This is a genomic window from Paraperibacillus marinus, from assembly GCF_046237605.1.
GTDB lineage: Bacteria > Bacillota > Bacilli > Bacillales > DSM-1321 > Paraperibacillus > Paraperibacillus marinus.
In genome coordinates this window covers 2,867,532-2,884,213 of record NZ_CP143542.1, presented here as the reverse complement: position 1 = coordinate 2,884,213, position 16,682 = coordinate 2,867,532, and the positions used below count along the sequence as shown (strand labels likewise).

The 16,682-nt window shown below is 47.2% G+C and carries 18 protein-coding genes; 17 read left to right on the top strand and 1 reads right to left on the bottom strand.

Features of this window, described 5'->3' with window-relative positions:
• Nucleotides 1–26: 26 nt before the first annotated feature.
• Complete coding sequence (gene smc, locus V1498_RS14515) at nucleotides 27–3,593, top strand: chromosome segregation protein SMC (protein WP_409294408.1); 3,567 nt, start codon at nucleotides 27–29, stop codon at nucleotides 3,591–3,593.
• Nucleotides 3,594–3,608: 15 nt separating this feature from the next.
• Nucleotides 3,609–4,598 carry a signal recognition particle-docking protein FtsY gene (gene ftsY / locus V1498_RS14510; RefSeq protein ID WP_409294407.1) on the top strand — a complete coding sequence of 330 codons (990 nt, stop codon included), beginning with the start codon at nucleotides 3,609–3,611 and terminating at the stop codon, nucleotides 4,596–4,598.
• 641 nt (nucleotides 4,599–5,239) lie between these two features.
• On the opposite strand, the gene V1498_RS14505 is transcribed toward ftsY, so the two are convergent.
• A complete protein-coding gene (locus V1498_RS14505; protein WP_409294406.1) occupies nucleotides 5,240–5,371 on the bottom strand; it encodes a hypothetical protein in 132 nt (43 codons plus the stop codon).
• Nucleotides 5,372–5,491: 120 nt separating this feature from the next.
• Between V1498_RS14505 and V1498_RS14500 the strand changes: the two genes are divergently transcribed.
• From V1498_RS14500 to murQ, 15 genes are all read left to right on the top strand, one after another.
• Nucleotides 5,492–5,824: a putative DNA-binding protein gene (locus V1498_RS14500; protein ID WP_409294405.1), complete on the top strand. Its 333-nt coding sequence runs from the start codon at nucleotides 5,492–5,494 to the stop codon at nucleotides 5,822–5,824.
• Nucleotides 5,825–5,835: 11 nt separating this feature from the next.
• Nucleotides 5,836–7,176, top strand: coding sequence for a signal recognition particle protein (ffh, locus tag V1498_RS14495; RefSeq protein WP_409294404.1), 1,341 nt, complete (start codon nucleotides 5,836–5,838; stop codon nucleotides 7,174–7,176).
• A 94-nt stretch (nucleotides 7,177–7,270) separates the two neighbouring features.
• The gene (gene rpsP, locus V1498_RS14490; RefSeq protein ID WP_409292220.1) at nucleotides 7,271–7,543 is read left to right on the top strand and encodes a 30S ribosomal protein S16; all 273 of its coding nucleotides are present in this window, start codon (nucleotides 7,271–7,273) and stop codon (nucleotides 7,541–7,543) included.
• 12 nt (nucleotides 7,544–7,555) lie between these two features.
• The gene (locus V1498_RS14485; RefSeq protein WP_409294403.1) at nucleotides 7,556–7,786 is read left to right on the top strand and encodes a KH domain-containing protein; all 231 of its coding nucleotides are present in this window, start codon (nucleotides 7,556–7,558) and stop codon (nucleotides 7,784–7,786) included.
• A 122-nt stretch (nucleotides 7,787–7,908) separates the two neighbouring features.
• Nucleotides 7,909–8,295: a YlqD family protein gene (locus V1498_RS14480; RefSeq protein ID WP_409292224.1), complete on the top strand. Its 387-nt coding sequence runs from the start codon at nucleotides 7,909–7,911 to the stop codon at nucleotides 8,293–8,295.
• A 13-nt stretch (nucleotides 8,296–8,308) separates the two neighbouring features.
• The gene (gene rimM / locus V1498_RS14475) at nucleotides 8,309–8,827 is read left to right on the top strand and encodes a ribosome maturation factor RimM (RefSeq protein ID WP_409294402.1); all 519 of its coding nucleotides are present in this window, start codon (nucleotides 8,309–8,311) and stop codon (nucleotides 8,825–8,827) included.
• Complete coding sequence (gene trmD, locus V1498_RS14470) at nucleotides 8,827–9,561, top strand: tRNA (guanosine(37)-N1)-methyltransferase TrmD (RefSeq protein WP_409294401.1); 735 nt, start codon at nucleotides 8,827–8,829, stop codon at nucleotides 9,559–9,561. Before rimM ends, trmD begins: the two co-directional genes overlap by 1 nt.
• A 124-nt stretch (nucleotides 9,562–9,685) precedes the next feature.
• On the top strand, nucleotides 9,686–10,033 hold the full coding sequence (gene rplS, locus V1498_RS14465) for a 50S ribosomal protein L19 (RefSeq protein WP_409292230.1): 348 nt from the start codon (nucleotides 9,686–9,688) through the stop codon (nucleotides 10,031–10,033).
• Nucleotides 10,034–10,309: 276 nt separating this feature from the next.
• Nucleotides 10,310–10,873 carry a signal peptidase I gene (lepB, locus tag V1498_RS14460; protein WP_409294400.1) on the top strand — a complete coding sequence of 188 codons (564 nt, stop codon included), beginning with the start codon at nucleotides 10,310–10,312 and terminating at the stop codon, nucleotides 10,871–10,873.
• An 18-nt stretch (nucleotides 10,874–10,891) separates the two neighbouring features.
• On the top strand, nucleotides 10,892–11,770 hold the full coding sequence (gene ylqF, locus V1498_RS14455; protein WP_409294399.1) for a ribosome biogenesis GTPase YlqF: 879 nt from the start codon (nucleotides 10,892–10,894) through the stop codon (nucleotides 11,768–11,770).
• A 114-nt stretch (nucleotides 11,771–11,884) separates the two neighbouring features.
• Nucleotides 11,885–12,655, top strand: coding sequence for a ribonuclease HII (locus tag V1498_RS14450; RefSeq protein ID WP_409294398.1), 771 nt, complete (start codon nucleotides 11,885–11,887; stop codon nucleotides 12,653–12,655).
• 28 nt (nucleotides 12,656–12,683) lie between these two features.
• Nucleotides 12,684–14,513, top strand: coding sequence for a hypothetical protein (locus V1498_RS14445; RefSeq protein WP_409294397.1), 1,830 nt, complete (start codon nucleotides 12,684–12,686; stop codon nucleotides 14,511–14,513).
• Nucleotides 14,510–14,782, top strand: a complete 273-nt coding sequence (locus tag V1498_RS14440; protein ID WP_409294396.1) for an EscU/YscU/HrcU family type III secretion system export apparatus switch protein — start codon at nucleotides 14,510–14,512, stop codon at nucleotides 14,780–14,782. The genes V1498_RS14445 and V1498_RS14440 overlap by 4 nt, the downstream gene beginning before the upstream one ends.
• Nucleotides 14,783–14,808: 26 nt before the next feature.
• A complete protein-coding gene (locus V1498_RS14435; RefSeq protein WP_409294395.1) occupies nucleotides 14,809–15,660 on the top strand; it encodes a MurR/RpiR family transcriptional regulator in 852 nt (283 codons plus the stop codon).
• 136 nt (nucleotides 15,661–15,796) lie between these two features.
• Complete coding sequence (murQ, locus tag V1498_RS14430) at nucleotides 15,797–16,681, top strand: N-acetylmuramic acid 6-phosphate etherase (RefSeq protein WP_409294394.1); 885 nt, start codon at nucleotides 15,797–15,799, stop codon at nucleotides 16,679–16,681.
• The last annotated feature ends 1 nt before the right edge of the window (nucleotide 16,682 follow it).

Below are 16,682 nucleotides of genomic sequence, written 5' to 3'. Positions count from 1 at the left end.
TTACATAAATATAAGGGGGGAATGACATGTTCCTCAAAAGATTGGATATAGTCGGCTTTAAGTCATTCGCTGAACGGATAGCCCTGGACTTTGTGCCGGGTGTAACTGCGGTGGTTGGGCCGAACGGAAGCGGCAAAAGCAATATCATTGATTCCATCCGCTGGGTGCTTGGCGAGCAGTCGGCCAGATCGCTCCGCGGCGGTAAAATGGAGGATATCATCTTTGCAGGCAGTGACTCGCGGAAGCCGCTGAATTTTGCAGAGGTGACGCTGACACTTGACAATGAGAAGCATTTCCTGCCGCTTGATTACCAGGAAGTCAGTGTGACAAGAAGAGTTTACCGTTCCGGGGACAGTGAGTTTTTTATAAACAAGCAGTCCTGCAGGCTGAAGGATATCATAGATCTGTTTATGGACTCAGGACTCGGCAAGGAAGCCTTCTCCATCATCAGCCAGGGGAAGGTTGAAGAAATCCTTAGCAGCAAGCCTGAAGACAGAAGGTCTATTTTTGAGGAGGCCGCCGGGGTGCTTAAATATAAGAACCGGAAAAAGAAAGCGGAACTCAAGCTGTTTGAAACCCAGGATAACCTAAACCGGGTGCAGGATATCATTTATGAATTAGAAGGGCAGGTTGAACCGCTTAAGATTCAGTCCTCCATTGCAAAGGAATACCTGCAGAAGAAGGAGGAGCTGAAGGAATTCGAAGTTGCCCTGACCGTCCATGAGATTGAATCCCTTCATGAAAAATGGGAAAGCCTGACTCATGACTACGAAGTTCACAAAAAAATGGAGCTTGAATCATCCAAGGCGCTTCAGGAAAAAGAAGCAGTGGTCGCGGAGTGCAGAGTCCGGATTGCCGCCCTTGATGAAATGATCAACAGCCTCCAGGATGTGCTGCTCCATGCAAGCGAGGAGCTCGAAAAACTCGAAGGCCGCAAGGAAGTGCTGAAGGAACGCAAAAAGAATGCTTCACAAAACAGGCTTCAGCTTGAGAAGGCCAAGGAGGAAGCCGCGCTGCGCATCAGCCAGCTTGAAGGTGAAAGAGAGCTTGAAAAAAAAGCGCTTGAAACGCTGGAATCTTCGACAAAAGAGCTGCAGGCCAATGTTAATTTGAAACAGGAAGAATTGTCCCTGTTAAAGGTGAATATAGAAGAAACGCTGGAAGACCTGAAAAGTGATTATATCGACTGGCTTAACAGGCAGGCAGCCGCAAGGAATGAATATCAGCTGATTGAACAGCAGCTGAACCAGCAGGCTGCCAAGAGTGCAAGGCTTGACGAAGAAAATTCCAAATACCTGCTCGAACGGATTTCCATCAATGGAGAAAAGGAAGAGCTTGCCTCGAGGCTCCAGGCCCTGCAGGCAAGGATGGAAGAAGAAATCCATCTGTTCCGCAAGCAGCAGCAGAGCCTTGAAAATCTCCGCACAAACTACCAAAAGCAGGAGAAGACGCTGTATCAGGCGCTTCAATTCCTGCAGCAGGCCAAGTCAAGAAAAGAGATGCTCGAAGAAATGGAAGAGGACTACGCAGGTTTCTTCCAGGGCGTAAAAGAAGTACTAAAAGTAAAAAACACTCAGCTGTCCGGGATAGAAGGTGCGGTAGCGGAGCTGATTCAGGTTCCAAGGGAATATCAGGCTGCAGTCGAAATTGCCCTGGGCGGGTCAGCGCAGCATATCGTGGTACAGAATGAAGAACATGCCCGGAGCGCCATCCAATTCTTAAAAAGACACTCATTCGGAAGGGCGACCTTCCTGCCTATGACTGTTATCAAGGGGAGGAGTCTGCCCCAGTCTGTCTTTCATACCATGGAAAGCCATCCTTCGTTTATAGGTCCGGCTGCGTCCCTTATTTCCTATGATTCTAAATTCCGGGATGTTATTGAAAATCTGCTGGGCGCCATCGTTCTTACCCGGGACTTAAAAGGCGCCAATGAGCTTGCCAGGCTGACTGGCCAAAGATACCGTTTTGTGACTCTTGAAGGAGATGTAGTCAATCCCGGCGGTTCCATGACAGGAGGAGCCATCAAACAGAAAAATGCCTCACTCCTTTCAAGGAAGGGAGAGCTTGAAGAGCTGAAAATAAAGCTTACTGACATGGAGGACAAGACCACCAAGCTTGAAGAACATGTCAAGATGTTAAAAAGGGATATACAGACAGGCGAAGCACAACTTGAGCATGCGCGCTCGGCTGGTGAAAGTCTGCGCCTTGATGAACAGGCCCTCAAAGGAGAAATCCGTGAGGTGGAGTTCCAGGAAAAGAATATAAATGACCGCCTCTCGGTTTACGACCTTGAAAAAATGTCGGCAGCGGAAGAAAATCAGGAAAAACAGGACAGGCTTAAAACCATTAAGCAGACGCTTGCTTCATGTGAGCAGGAGATACAGAAGTTAAATGCAGAAATTTCCCGCCTTACAGAACAAAAGCAGACCCAGGCAACATCGAGGGAAGCCCTGTCCGAAGAACTGAATGAATTGAAAATTGAGCTTGCCACAAAAAAAGGGCAGCTTCAGCACCAGCGTGACAAATTCCAAAGGCAAATGGAGGAGCATGCGGCGCTCAAGGAAAGATATGCAGAATATGCAGAGGATTTGTCCCTGCTGGAAAACGAAATGGAGAACAATTTTAGCGGAGAAAGCCAGCTTGAAGCAGCCTCGAGACAAAAGCAGTTAGAAAAGGACGAGGCAATCAAGCTTCTTGCCGAACGCCGCCAAGAAAGGCAGGGGCTCCATACAGCCCTGACAGAAGCTGATGATCTTCTGCGGGAGCTCGCCAGACAGTATAAAGGACTTACAGAGGCATTGAAGGATGAAGAGGTAAAGCTGAACAGACTGGATGTAGAACTAGATAACAAGCTGATCCACCTGCAGCAGGAATACTTCCTGAGCTTTGAAGCGGCCAAGGAAAACCATCCATTATCACTGCCTGCCGATGAAGCGAAAAAGAAAGTCAAACTCATCAAAATGGCCATCGATGAACTGGAACCAGTCAACCTGGGCGCCATTGATGAGTATGAAAGAGTGTCAGAGCGCTATGAATTTCTCCTGGAACAGAAGAATGATCTCCAGGAAGCCAAGGATACCCTGTATCAGGTGATCGGGGAAATGGATGAAGAAATGAAACGGCGTTTCCAAACATCCTTCTCTGCTATAAAAGAACACTTTGGGGAAATATTCCCCGCACTTTTCGGCGGGGGAAGAGCTGAATTGCGGCTGACCAGCCCGGATGACCTCCTTGGTACAGGGGTAGACATTGTTGCCCAGCCACCTGGGAAAAAGCTTCAGAATCTTGGGCTCCTTTCAGGCGGCGAGCGGGCGTTGACCGCCATCGCCCTGCTGTTTGCCATCCTGAAGGCAAGGCCGGTACCCTTCTGTATCCTCGATGAAGTAGAAGCGGCTCTTGATGACGCCAATGTACACAGATTCAGCCAGTACTTAAAGCAATTTAGTGCCGAAACTCAATTTATCGTCATCACTCACAGAAAAGGGACGATGGAGGGAGCCGATGTACTATATGGTGTGACCATGCAGGAATCAGGCGTATCCAAAATGGTCTCGGTAAGGCTGCAGGACACAAAAGAATTAATAAAAATGTAGGAAAGGCGTGAACTTATGAGTTTCTTCAAAAAATTAAAGGATAAGTTTAGCCAGCAGACCGATACAGTCACAGTCAAATTTAGAGATGGACTTGCTAAAACGCGCGACTCTTTTTCAGGCAGGGTGAATGACCTGGTGGCGCGCTACAGAAAAGTGGATGAAGACTTTTTCGAAGAGCTTGAGGAAATTCTGTTCTCGGCTGACGTTGGTTATGAAACCGTGGAAATGCTGATTGAAGAACTGAAAATGGAAGTCAAGCGGAAAAACATACAGGACCCCGCAGGTGTCCAGTCGGTTATTTCAGAAAAGCTGGTGGATATCTACAGGGGAGACAGCCCTGCTTCACCTGAGCTTAAGATCCAGGAAGACAGCCTTACTGTCATTTTATTTGTCGGTGTCAACGGCGTGGGCAAAACCACAACAATCGGAAAGCTGGCACACCGCTTTAAACAGGAAGGCAAACGAGTCGTCCTCGCAGCGGGCGATACTTTCCGTGCCGGAGCCATTGAGCAGCTGGAAGTCTGGGGTGAACGGGCTGGGGCCGAGGTTATCAAGCAGGCCGCAGGCTCCGATCCTGCCGCTGTGATGTTCGATGCCCTGCAGGCAGCAAAAGCAAGGAAAGCGGACATCCTGATATGCGATACAGCAGGACGGCTCCAAAACAAAGTAAACCTTATGAAAGAACTGGAAAAAGTGAAAAAAGTCATTGAAAGGGAAGTTCCCGGAGCACCTCATGAAGTACTGCTTGTGCTTGATGCAACGACCGGACAGAATGCCCTTATCCAGGCCAAGACCTTCAAGGAAGCCACAAACGTGACCGGGATCGTGCTCTCTAAACTCGATGGCACGGCTAAAGGCGGAATTGTCCTTGCGATCCGGAATGAGCTGGAGATTCCTGTGAAGCTGGTGGGTCTTGGTGAGAAAATGGACGACCTTCAGGAATTCGATCCTGAAAAATACGTGTACGGCCTCTTCGCCAACTCAATAGATAAAAGCGAAGAATGAATATAATAGAAAAGGCCAGGGATTTTTCCAGGGCCTTTTTTCTGTGGAAAAGGGGCGGAGCTGTATGGATCATAAAGCTTCCTGCAGCTAGGTGATAACATCATTTATCTTGCTGGCATTCCTGGAGTGCCTTACTTCGCTCCACCGCCTTTTTGTGTTTGCTGCTGCTCATGTCTAAGTTACTTTCCATGCATGGGTTGCGAGTAGAAAATCATGTTTGTTTTCTATTATAATTACCTTGAAGCAGCTTGCGGTTCCATTCAGAATGGATAATGACGAGTAAATCAGTCAGATCGGATAGTAAAACCCTGCCTTCGGATAGTAAATCTTGATTTCGGATAGTATGTTGGACGGTTCGGATAGTAAAAGGCTCAGTTCGGCGAGTAAAGATCTATCAGCGCTTTGCTGATACATCCCTTGAAGTGAAAAGGTGTAAAAGTGAATAAAATATCAGGAAAAAGACCAAAAACATCAAATAACGTTTTCAAACAAAGAGAAACGCTGTAAAAATCCCCTTCATTTCTATTGACCCATTCTGCTCTATAACTTACGCCTGTTGCTTTTTTCGATGCTGGAACCAAAAGGTTAAATAAAAGCCAATATATTGAGGATGCCACCAGGTTTGGGGGAACAAATCAATTTCACCGCTCCAGCTGAAATAAAAATCCTGCATTTCGTGAAGCTGTCTGGCCGGTCAATGAAACCCTCTGGCATTTCATTGCCCGGCCTTTTTCATCATAAAGACTTCCCCTAAAGAGCCTGATTTCAGACACATCAGACCTTCTCAGCGGCTGTCACCGTTGTACAGCAGTCACCCTTGACACAGGCCTATTCCATACGGTAAACTATTTAATTGTAAAGGCTTTTCACTTAACACAGGGGAGGGTTGGCCAATGCTCGAAAAAACAACCCGGATGAATTATCTCTATGATTTCTATCATTCGCTGTTGACTGAGAAACAACAGAGCTATATGTCACTCTACTATCTGGATGACTACTCCCTTGGAGAGATTGCTGAAGAGTATGAAGTCAGCCGTCAAGCAGTCTATGACAATATTAAGCGCACAGAAGCGATGCTTGAGGAGTATGAGGCAAAGCTTTTGTTATTTAAAAAATTTCAAGAGCGGAAAGTGATACTTGGAAACATGCGGAACCTGCTGGAAGCTGGAAATGCTCCAAAAGGGGAAATGTTACAGGCGCTCGATTCGCTTGAGGAACTGGATTAGGAGGCGGCATAATGGCATTTGAAAGTTTAGCCGACCGACTGCAGAATACGTTTCAGAAGATTCGGGGCAAAGGAAAGGTTAACGAGGCCGATGTAAAGGAAATGATGCGTGAAGTGCGTCTAGCCTTGCTGGAAGCGGATGTTAACTTTAAAGTGGTCAAAGATTTCGTCAAGCGTGTGAGCGAGCGGGCTGTGGGGCAGGAAGTGCTGAAGAGCCTGTCGCCTGGCCAGCAGGTTGTCAAGGTCGTCCAGGAAGAGCTTACCAGCTTGATGGGCGGCGAGCAGAGCAAGATTGCGGTTTCGAGCCGGCCGCCTACCGTCATCATGATGGTCGGGCTGCAGGGTGCAGGTAAAACGACTACAACCGGGAAGCTGGCAAATCTTCTCCGGAAGAAGTATAACCGGAAACCGCTGCTTGTGGCGGCCGATATTTACCGGCCGGCTGCGATCAAGCAGCTGGAGACGCTGGGAAAACAGCTTAATTTCCCTGTGTTCTCGCTTGGAGACCAGGTTTCACCTGTGGAAATCGCGAGGCAGGCAATTGCCAAGGCCAAAGAGGATCATAATGATTACGTCCTGATTGATACAGCCGGGCGCCTGCATGTCGATGAAGAACTCATGGGTGAATTGAAGGAAATCCAGGAGCTTGCGAATCCACATGAAGTCTTCCTCGTAGTGGACGCAATGACAGGTCAGGATGCGGTCAATGTTGCGCAAAGCTTCAATGAGAAGCTTGGACTGACAGGTGTCGTCCTTACCAAGCTCGATGGAGATACACGCGGCGGGGCGGCCCTTTCCATAAGGGCCGTCACCCAGACTCCAATCAAGTTTGTGGGTATGGGTGAAAAGATGGATGCCCTAGAGACTTTCCATCCCGAGAGGATGGCCTCAAGGATTTTAGGCATGGGTGATGTTCTCACTCTGATCGAGAAGGCACAGGCCAATGTCGATGCTGACAAGGCAAAAGAGCTTGAGCAGAAGATGAGGACCATGAGCTTTACATTTGACGACTTTCTTGAACAGCTTGGCCAGGTCAGATCCATGGGCCCGCTGGATGATATATTAAAAATGCTCCCAGGGGCGGGCAAAATGAAAGGCCTTAGCAACGTGTCCATCGATGACAAACAGATTGGACGTGTCGAGGCGATCATCCGGTCCATGACCAAGAATGAAAAAGAACAGCCGGAAACGATGAATGCCAGTCGGAAAAAAAGAATTGCGAGAGGAAGCGGGACCTCCATACAGGAAGTCAACAGGCTGCTCAAGCAATTCGAAGACATGAAAAAAATGATGAAACAAATGACCAACATGCAGAAAGGCAAGAAGAAAGGCTTTAAGTTTCCGTTTATGTAGAGGGATTTACCTGTTAAGAAAAAAACCTTTACAAGCCCTTTTGTATTTGGTAATATATTATCTTGTGTGAAACTATTCGGAGGTGCTATATAAAATGGCAGTAAAAATTCGCTTAAAACGTATGGGAGCTAAAAAATCTCCTTTCTATCGTATCGTAGTTGCAGATTCCCGCGCTCCGCGTGACGGACGTTCTATTGAAACAATCGGAACATACAATCCGGTAACTGAACCAGCTACAATCAACATCAACGACGAGCTTGCTCTTAAATGGCTTCAGGATGGTGCAAAGCCGTCTGACACAGTTCGCAACCTATTCTCAAAACAAGGCATCCTGGAGAAATTCCACAATGCCAAGATCAGCAAGTAATTCAAGCTTGCAATGAAGGAATTAATCCAAACGATTGTAAAGCCTCTTGTTGACCATCCGGAGGACGTACGCGTTGAAGTGAACGAAGCGGATGGCAGGATCACCTATTCACTGTCGGTCCATAAGAGCGATATGGGAAAGGTGATCGGAAAACATGGGCGTGTCGCTAAGGCTATCCGCACTGTGGTATATGCAGCAGGATCTTCGCAGCACAAGAAAATTTATTTGGAGATATCCGAATAAAAGGAGGGCTTACACCCTCCTTTTTTGTTATATTAAAAATTAAAGCAGGCCATTAGCTGAAGCTGTCTGTTACATGCTCGTGACTGCTGTACATATAAAGGGAATTTGGGAGGCGGCTGGAATTGAACATCCTTCAGACGGTTACTGTAAATCAAGTACTGACCGAAACCAGCAAGAATAAGCTCCTTGAACAATATAAACAAAACAGGCTGCAGCTGTTAAAAGAGTGTGACCAGCTGCGCTTTGAACTGAAAAAACTGGAAAAAACGAAAAAGTTCCAGCCTGGAAGTTTAAAAGCCCACTTTGAGAAGGAAATTAATAAGAGGCAGGAAAAGGTAAAAACGCTGGAGTTTCAGCTCGAACAGCTTGAGATCCTGCCCCTCGGCAGCGAACTGAAGGAGCGGGAATTCCAGGCACTTGTCACAATTGAAACCGGCCAGAGCTGGGAAGAAGCGGTGCGTCCAAGGACCATCGTTGTCATGGACGGAATCATCACTGAAATACGTTAAAGGTGTGGATACTATGGAGAAATGGTTTAATGTCGGCAAAATTGTAAATACACATGGCATCAGAGGGGAAGTCAGAGTCATCTCGAGGACGGATTTTGCCGAAGAGAGATACAAGACAGGAAATAAGCTGTATTTCTTTTCCGATAAAAATACCGAGCCGCTTGAATTGACGGTCAAGTCTCATAGGGTTCATAAAAACTTCGACCTGCTGACCTTTGAGGAATTTCATAATGTGAACCAGGCAGAACCGCTTAAGGGCGGCATCCTTAAGGTGCCCGAGGATCAGCTGCACGAGCTTGCGGAAGGTGAATACTATTACCACCAGATCATCGGCTGTACGGTCACCACGATGGAAGGCGATGAAATCGGCACAATCCGCGAGGTCCTGTCGCCTGGTGCAAATGATGTGTGGGTTGTGAAGGGAAAACGCGGGAAAGAGATTCTGATTCCTTATATAGACGAGATTGTGAAGGAAATAGATATCGAAGAAAAACTCATCAGGATTCTTCCCATGGAAGGGCTGTTGGATTAATGAAGATTGATGTATTGAGCCTGTTTCCTGAGATGTTCCAGGGAGTGCTTGGAAGCTCCATCCTGAACAAAGCGGCTGAAAAGAACGCGGTCAGCTACAAGGTGACCAATTTCCGGGATTATGCAGACAACAAGCATCACACGGTGGATGATTATCCTTACGGCGGTGGAGCAGGGATGGTTTTGAAGCCTCAGCCGCTGTTCGATGCAGTGGATGCCCTCAAGGAGGGCGGGACTGCCCCCCGGGTTATCCTGCTGTGCCCGCAGGGGGAGAAGTATACCCAGAAAAAAGCGGAAGAGCTGGCGTCGGAAGAGCATTTGATTTTTGTCTGCGGCCATTATGAGGGGTATGATGAAAGGATCCGCGAACACTTGATTGATGAGGAAATATCAATCGGAGATTTTGTGCTGACAGGGGGAGAGCTTGGGGCGATGGTGATCATTGACAGTGTGGTACGGCTGCTGCCGGGAGTGCTCGGAAATGAAGAATCCCCTGTTAAGGACTCCTTCTCCTCAGGTCTGCTTGAACATCCCCATTATACAAGACCTGCAGACTTCCGGGGACTGAAGGTACCGGATGTCCTGACATCCGGGAATCACGCCAGGATTGAAGAATGGCGTACCAAGGAATCTCTGCGGAGGACGCTTGCGCGGAGACCGGACCTGCTGGAGAGCTATCCGCTCGATGAAAAGCAAAAAAAGTGGCTGGAAGAGTTAAAAAAAGAGAAGAGATAATATTGCAACCCGCTTCCCAGTATGCTAATATATTATTTGTGGCCTGAAGCGTTCAGGCTTATTAAGATGTTCCGCTGCAATCCTATATATTGGTATGAGCATCTGGTGGAAGGAGTTGAAAACGATGCAACAATTAATCCAAGAAATCACAAAAGAGCAATTGAAAACTGATCTTCCTGCGTTCCGTCCTGGTGATACTGTACGTGTTCACGTTAAAGTTATCGAGGGTACACGCGAACGTATTCAGCTTTTTGAAGGTGTTGTGATCAAGCGTCGTGGTGGCGGAATCAGCGAAACATTCACAGTCCGTAAAGTATCTTACGGTGTTGGTGTTGAGCGTACATTCCCGGTACACACGCCTAAAATCGCTACATTAGAAGTAGTTCGCCGCGGTAAAGTACGCCGTGCTAAACTTTACTATCTACGTAACCTTCGTGGTAAAGCAGCTCGTATCAAAGAGATCCGCCGCTAATATTTTCATGCCTGGATTTCCGGTCATGAGATACATGAAGACGTTATTAGAAAGAGGGCTTGTTTTTATAACAGGCCCTTTTTTTAGTTTTTTCAGCCATGCATAAGATGTTTAGATTATCATTTTGAACGGAAGCATTTCACAGCATGCGTGCCCGGAATACTCATGCTGAACTATTTTGGGTACCGGGTGTTAAATTGCGTTTATTTTCCTTCAATAGTGTAAAATAAAGCAGTATGATGAATTTATAGAATAGCTCTAGGCGGTGTAGACATAATGGCGAAAAAGAAGAACGAAATATGGGAATGGACGAAGGCTCTCGTGATCGCGGTCCTGCTGGCAGCTGTGATCCGCTATTTTTTCTTCGCTCCCATCGTGGTGGACGGCTTATCCATGATGCCGACGCTGCATGATCAGGACCGGATGATAGTCAATAAAATCGGCTATACTGTAGGAAAGCCAAAGCGGTTTGACATCATTGTGTTCCATGCCCCTGAAGGCAAGGATTATATTAAGCGTGTAATCGGGCTTCCCGGGGACAAGGTGGAATATAAGGATGATACCCTTTATGTGAATGGAAAGGCCTATAAGGAACCCTATCTTGACCAGTATAAGAGAGAAGTGATGGATGGTCCGCTGACAGAATCCTTTACTTTAAGTGATTATATAGATCGTGACACCGTGCCAAAGGGTGAATTATTTGTCATGGGTGATAACCGGCGGTTCAGCAGGGACTCAAGACAGATTGGCACTGTTCCGATGGAAAAGGTGCTTGGCAAGACCAATCTGGTCTACTGGCCCATATCGGACTTCAGAAGCGTAGCATACGAAAAGAAATAGAAAAGTAGGTGGAATGCTGTGACTATACAGTGGTTCCCTGGCCATATGGCCAAAGCAAGAAGGGAAGTAACAGAAAAACTCAAGCTTGTCGACATCATTTTTGAGCTTGTAGATGCAAGGATCCCCGCTTCATCGAGGAATCCGATGATTGATGAAATCATCTCCCATAAACCCAGGCTCATTCTCTTGAACAAGGCCGACCTTGCTGACAGGGAAAGGACAAAAGAGTGGCTGGAGTATTTTGAAGAGAAGGGTCAGCCTGCCATAGCGATAAATTCTCATGGAGGGACAGGCCTTAATAAGATTCTGTCTGCATCGAGGGAAATATTAAAGGAAAAATTTGATAAAATGAGGTCAAAAGGAATCAATCCCAGGGCAATACGGGCCATGATCATCGGAATTCCGAATGTTGGGAAATCCACATTGATCAACCGCCTGGCAAAGAAAAATATCGCCAAGACCGGGAATATGCCTGGAGTCACTAAGGCCCAGCAGTGGATCAAGGTCGGTAAAGAACTTGAACTGCTCGATACGCCGGGAATATTGTGGCCGAAATTCGAAGATCAGGAGGTTGGCCTGAAGCTTGCCGTCACAGGTGCCATCAAAGATACGCTGCTGAATCAGCATGAGCTGGCAGTGTATGCCCTGCGCTTTTTGGAAGAAAAATATCCATCAAGGCTCAAGGAACGCTACAATTTGGATACCATACCCGATGATCTCGCCCAGCTGTTCGATGTGATCGGCCTCTTCAGGGGAGTCCTTGCATCGAAGGGCATGGTGGATTATGATAAAACTGCCGAGCTGATCATCCGTGAGCTCCGGTCTGACAAGATGGGGCCAATCACGCTCGAAACCCCGGTGGAAATGTCCGGGGAACCTGAACATCAGGATAATTAAAGAACTTATTCTGCTATAAAAGCCTAGAAAGGCCTGAATCCTTAAAATTATTTTACTGGATCCGGGCCTTTATGTTTAAAGCGGAATGACCGATAAATGAGGTAGGACGAATCCATGATCATAACCATGAGTATCAAGCAGGCGGCAGATGCGCTTGCGTGTGTAAAAGAAATCCGTGACCCCTTTTTGCAGGATTGTCTCCGCGATACCCGCAGAGGGGTGAGAGAAGCGGCAGAGAGGCGTCTGAGGGCACTTCAGAAGGAAGAGGAAGCCGTCCGGAAATTCGAAGAGATGTCCCGCTATGAAAACCGGCTCAGGAGCGAGGGGTTCAGCCTGATTGCGGGCATAGACGAAGTTGGCCGGGGCCCGCTTGCCGGCCCGGTGGTTGCGGCGGCGGTCATTCTGCCCCAGGGCTTCTTTCTTCCCGGCCTCAACGATTCTAAACAGATACCAAAACAAAAGCTTCGCTATTTTTATGAGTATATAAGAGAACATGCATTATCTATTGGAGTTGGTATCATCCATTCCGATATTATAGATGAAATCAATATCTATCAGGCTGCAAAGTCTGCGATGGTCCAAAGCATTGCTGACCTTGCAGACACTCCAGATTATCTGCTTGTAGATGCCATGGATCTCCCGGCACCTTTTCCGCAGGAATCCATCATCAAAGGAGATGCTGCCAGCATTTCCATAGCTGCCGCCTCCATTATTGCAAAAATAACACGGGATGAGATGATGAAGGAGTACGGAATTCAATTCCCACAGTATAATTTCGCAAACAATGCCGGATATGGGACCCAGGAGCATCTCAAGGCCTTGGATGAATGCGGCCCGACGGCATGGCACCGTAAAAGCTTTGGACCTGTAAAAGCATACATATAACATCAGTGGCAAAAAAGGAGGTGAGGGCATGCAGTCAGGAATTATCCAGGCAATAGTAAACCGTGCGGCTACGGTCTCCGTCACCGCCGCTTCCTTCCGGACCGGGCAGGTGGTGCTTGGTACCGTAAGCCGGCTGTATCCCAACCAGACAGCAGAGGTGAGGATTGGACAGACTAAGCTTACCGCTTCCATTGATGCCCCCCTGCAGGCGGGGAAAAGCTATTGGTTCCAAGTTGATACAGATGACGCAGTAACAAAGCTCAGGATCCTTGAATCCAAATTGAATCAGGGAGCAGGAGAGGCTGCCCAGTTGGTGAAACTGCTGGGCCTTCCTCCCGGAAAAGAAAGTATATCCATTGCTGCATTCCTACTTAAAAAGGGTATACCGATTCATCCTCAGAGTTTTGGGAGCATACTTTCCTGGGCCAGGACTTCTGATGATCTTAAAGGAACCCTGGAAATGGCCGGGATCCTGGCAGAGAAGAACCTCCCCATCACTGAGAAAAACCTGTCCGCCATTTTCCAGATGGAAAAGGGAAAACCACTGCATTCACTGCTTGCTATGCTGGAGTCACAGCTTGGGCAAGAACCTCAAACATCAAAGGCTGGAATAGCCTTGAAGGAAGCCCTTGCCTCAGTCACCGGAATCAGCGCCAAAAGGATGGGAGAAAGTCTGCTGAACGAGCTGGCAGCACGCGCAGTGTCTGGCGGACATAACAGCAGGAATGCACTGCAAGTACTGCAGGGCTTTGGCTTCCTTGGAGAAGATAAAACGGAGCAAGCGCTGCATATCGGCAAGCAAGCGGAGCTCGAAACCTCTGTTCCTGATCCGGATATCCCCGTGAAGCACCGCGGAATTCTCTTGCAGGACTTGAATCAGAAAACCGTGGAGGAAGCAGGAGAAAAAAATGTACGTATGGGACAAAACAGTGTGCAGGCTGCTTCCGGGCAGGATGAATATACAAAGCAGGATGGGGACAGCCTGAAGAATTTAAGGAATCTGCTGCCAGGCTTGATGAACCAGGAAACACCACAGGAGCCAGGCGAGCTTGCCGCTGCCCTCGGAAAACTGATGTCAGGATCACAGGAAGTGCCGGAAGCCTCCATTCAGCGCCTTCAGTCAGCTGTGCTATCTTACGCACAGGGCAAGATTCCTGAATTGCCGGCCGGCATTACAAGCGAGGAAGGGAAATGGCTGTTTTCCCTCATGTCTGACCACGCTGCCGGATTCGATTTCACCAAGGGTGATGATGTGAAATCATATTTCAAGCAGATAATCTATACACTGGGTCTTGACCACCTGGTCGAGCCGCCAGAAGCAGTAGACACGAATCACAGCATGATCAAACAGGCGCTGTCCGCCTTCCTGGACGGCCAGGAAAGTTCTGCTCTTAGCAATACGGCTGAACAGATTCTGCAGAAATTGAATGCACAGTCCCTGTTGTCCAATGAAAATGGCCCTTTACAGAATCTTGTCATGCAGTTTCCGATGCCGCTTAATAAAGAATGGACGGATGCTACTATACAATGGAATGGAAGAAAGAAAGAAGATGGATCGATAGATGCAGATTATTGCAGGGTTTTATTTTATCTCGAACTTTCTAATTTAAAGGGGACAGTCATTGATATGCAGGTGCAGAGCAGGATCGTTAAGCTGACAATTTTCAACGAGCAGAATGCAGCTTTTAAGGAATCAGCCAAAAGATATGTACAGCCGCTTCGCAGCAGCTTACAAGAGATGGATTATACGCTGTCCTCCATAAATTTCATCAGCCCGCCGGCGGAAGGCAGTGAAAAGAAGGCTGCTTATTCCCCCGCTGGCTGGCCGGCTTACAGCGGGGTGGATATCAGGATATGAAAGAAAGAGAGCAGCGCAAAACAGCTATTGCCCTGAAATATGATGCTGAGCAGGAAAACGCCCCAAGAGTCACGGCCAAGGGAAAAGGGGCTGCAGCTGAGAATATCATTGAGACGGCAGAGTCAAGCGGTGTACCGGTCCAAGAAGATGCCTCGCTTGCAGGGATCCTCGGAGAGCTTGAGGTCAATCAGGCCATACCGGAGGACCTTTACGGGGCTGTAGCCGAAGTGTTTGCATTTATCTATAAAATTGACAAGGAAAGCCGCTAGCTTACTTGTCTCCTGGGGGTTATACAATGGAACTTCGCATCCTGGCAAAAATAAAATCTAATATGAATTCGTTTACTGGCGCAGAGAAGAAGGTAGCTTCCTATATCCTTGAGCACCCGGAATTCATCCCGACCATGACGACCAAGGAGCTTGCTGTGCAGGCTGATGCAAGTGAGGCGAGCGTAGTCCGATTCTGCAAGACCATCGGGGTGGGAAGCTTTAAGATGCTGAAGGTAGTACTGGCAAAAGAAAACACTCTGACCGATGAGAACATAAACAATTTCTCCCTGCTGAATAAAAAGGACAATCCTCAAAGCCTGTTCAATAAGGTAACCTATTTTAATAAAACAGCACTGGAGCTTTCATTGAACACCCTCGACAAGAAAGATTTCAATACAGGTGTGGAAGTGATTAAAACCGCCGGAAAGATTGCCATTTTTGGAGCAGGCGGTTCATATCCGCCCGCAATCGATGCCCAATATAAATTCATGAGGCTTGGACTCAATGCGGCAGCCTCTTCTGATTTTCACTATATGGTATCTTATATAGCGGCCATGAAAAAGGGAGATGTTTTCATTGCGATAAGCACCTCAGGCAAGACAAAAGAAATTCTCCAGATGGCATCCTTTGCGGCTGAGCATGGAGTGACAGTGATTGCCATCACCTCTTTGAAGAAATCGCCGCTATATAAAATTGCGGATATCAAGCTGTGTTTCCCTGATGTAGAAGAGGAATACAGGATAGGCAGCATTGCGTCAAGGATTGCCCAGCTGAATATCATAGACGGCCTATATTTAAGTATTTTCCATCAAATCGGGAGCAATATCATGGAATCTTTCAGTAAATCACGAAATAAAGTCCTTCAGCAGAGAAAATAAGACATTCTTCCAAGAATGCTTTTATTTTTACAGGAAGTGAAATTTTAATTCAAAATAGATTAAATTGTTATTGAATGTTTATTTCTAAATGAATATAATGAAAGCGTATGCAAAACAACGTGAAAGGGGTGGCAAAGTGCTGGAGAACTTATCTACAGAAAAAAGAAACGATAAAACGATGACTCTAGATCAGCTGACTAGCTTAGAAGTGCTCCAAATTATGAATGAAGAGGATAAATCGGTTCCTGCTGCGATTGAAAAACAGCTTTCGCAGATTGATAAATTGGTTACCGCCACAATTCATGCATTAAAAAACAATGGCCGGATTATATATTTAGGAGCGGGGACGAGCGGCAGGCTTGGGGTACTGGATGCTGCAGAATGCCCGCCGACCTTTGGGACACCTCCGGGCCTTGTCATAGGACTGATTGCAGGCGGAGAAAAGGCTTTTACTGCTGCAGTTGAAGGTGCGGAGGATTCTATGGAACTCGCTGCATCAGATCTGCAATCCATCAATCTCACGACAAGCGATGTAGTGATCGGAATTGCGGCGAGCGGCAGGACTCCATATGTGATTGGAGGGTTAAAATACGCGAAAGAAAAAGGGGGAATCACAGGCAGCATATCCTGCAACACAAATTCTGAAATAAGCCGTTTAAGCCAGATTCCAATTGAGATAGACACTGGAAGTGAAATCCTGACAGGATCGACAAGGCTGAAGGCAGGGACTGCGCAGAAGCTTGTTCTTAATATGATTTCGACGGCTTCCATGATTGGCATCGGCAAAGTTTATAAAAACTTGATGGTCGATGTCCAGCCTACTAATAAAAAATTGGTAGAACGTTCCAAAAGAATTATAATGGAAGCAGCAGAGGTCGATTACGAGAAAGCTTCGGAACTCTATAATCAGGCAGGCGGCCATGTCAAGAAGGCAATCGTCATGGTGCTGGCTGACTGCAATGCAGAAGAGGCCGGCAGAAGACTAGAGGCATCGGAAGGTTTTGTTCGCAAAGCAATTTAAT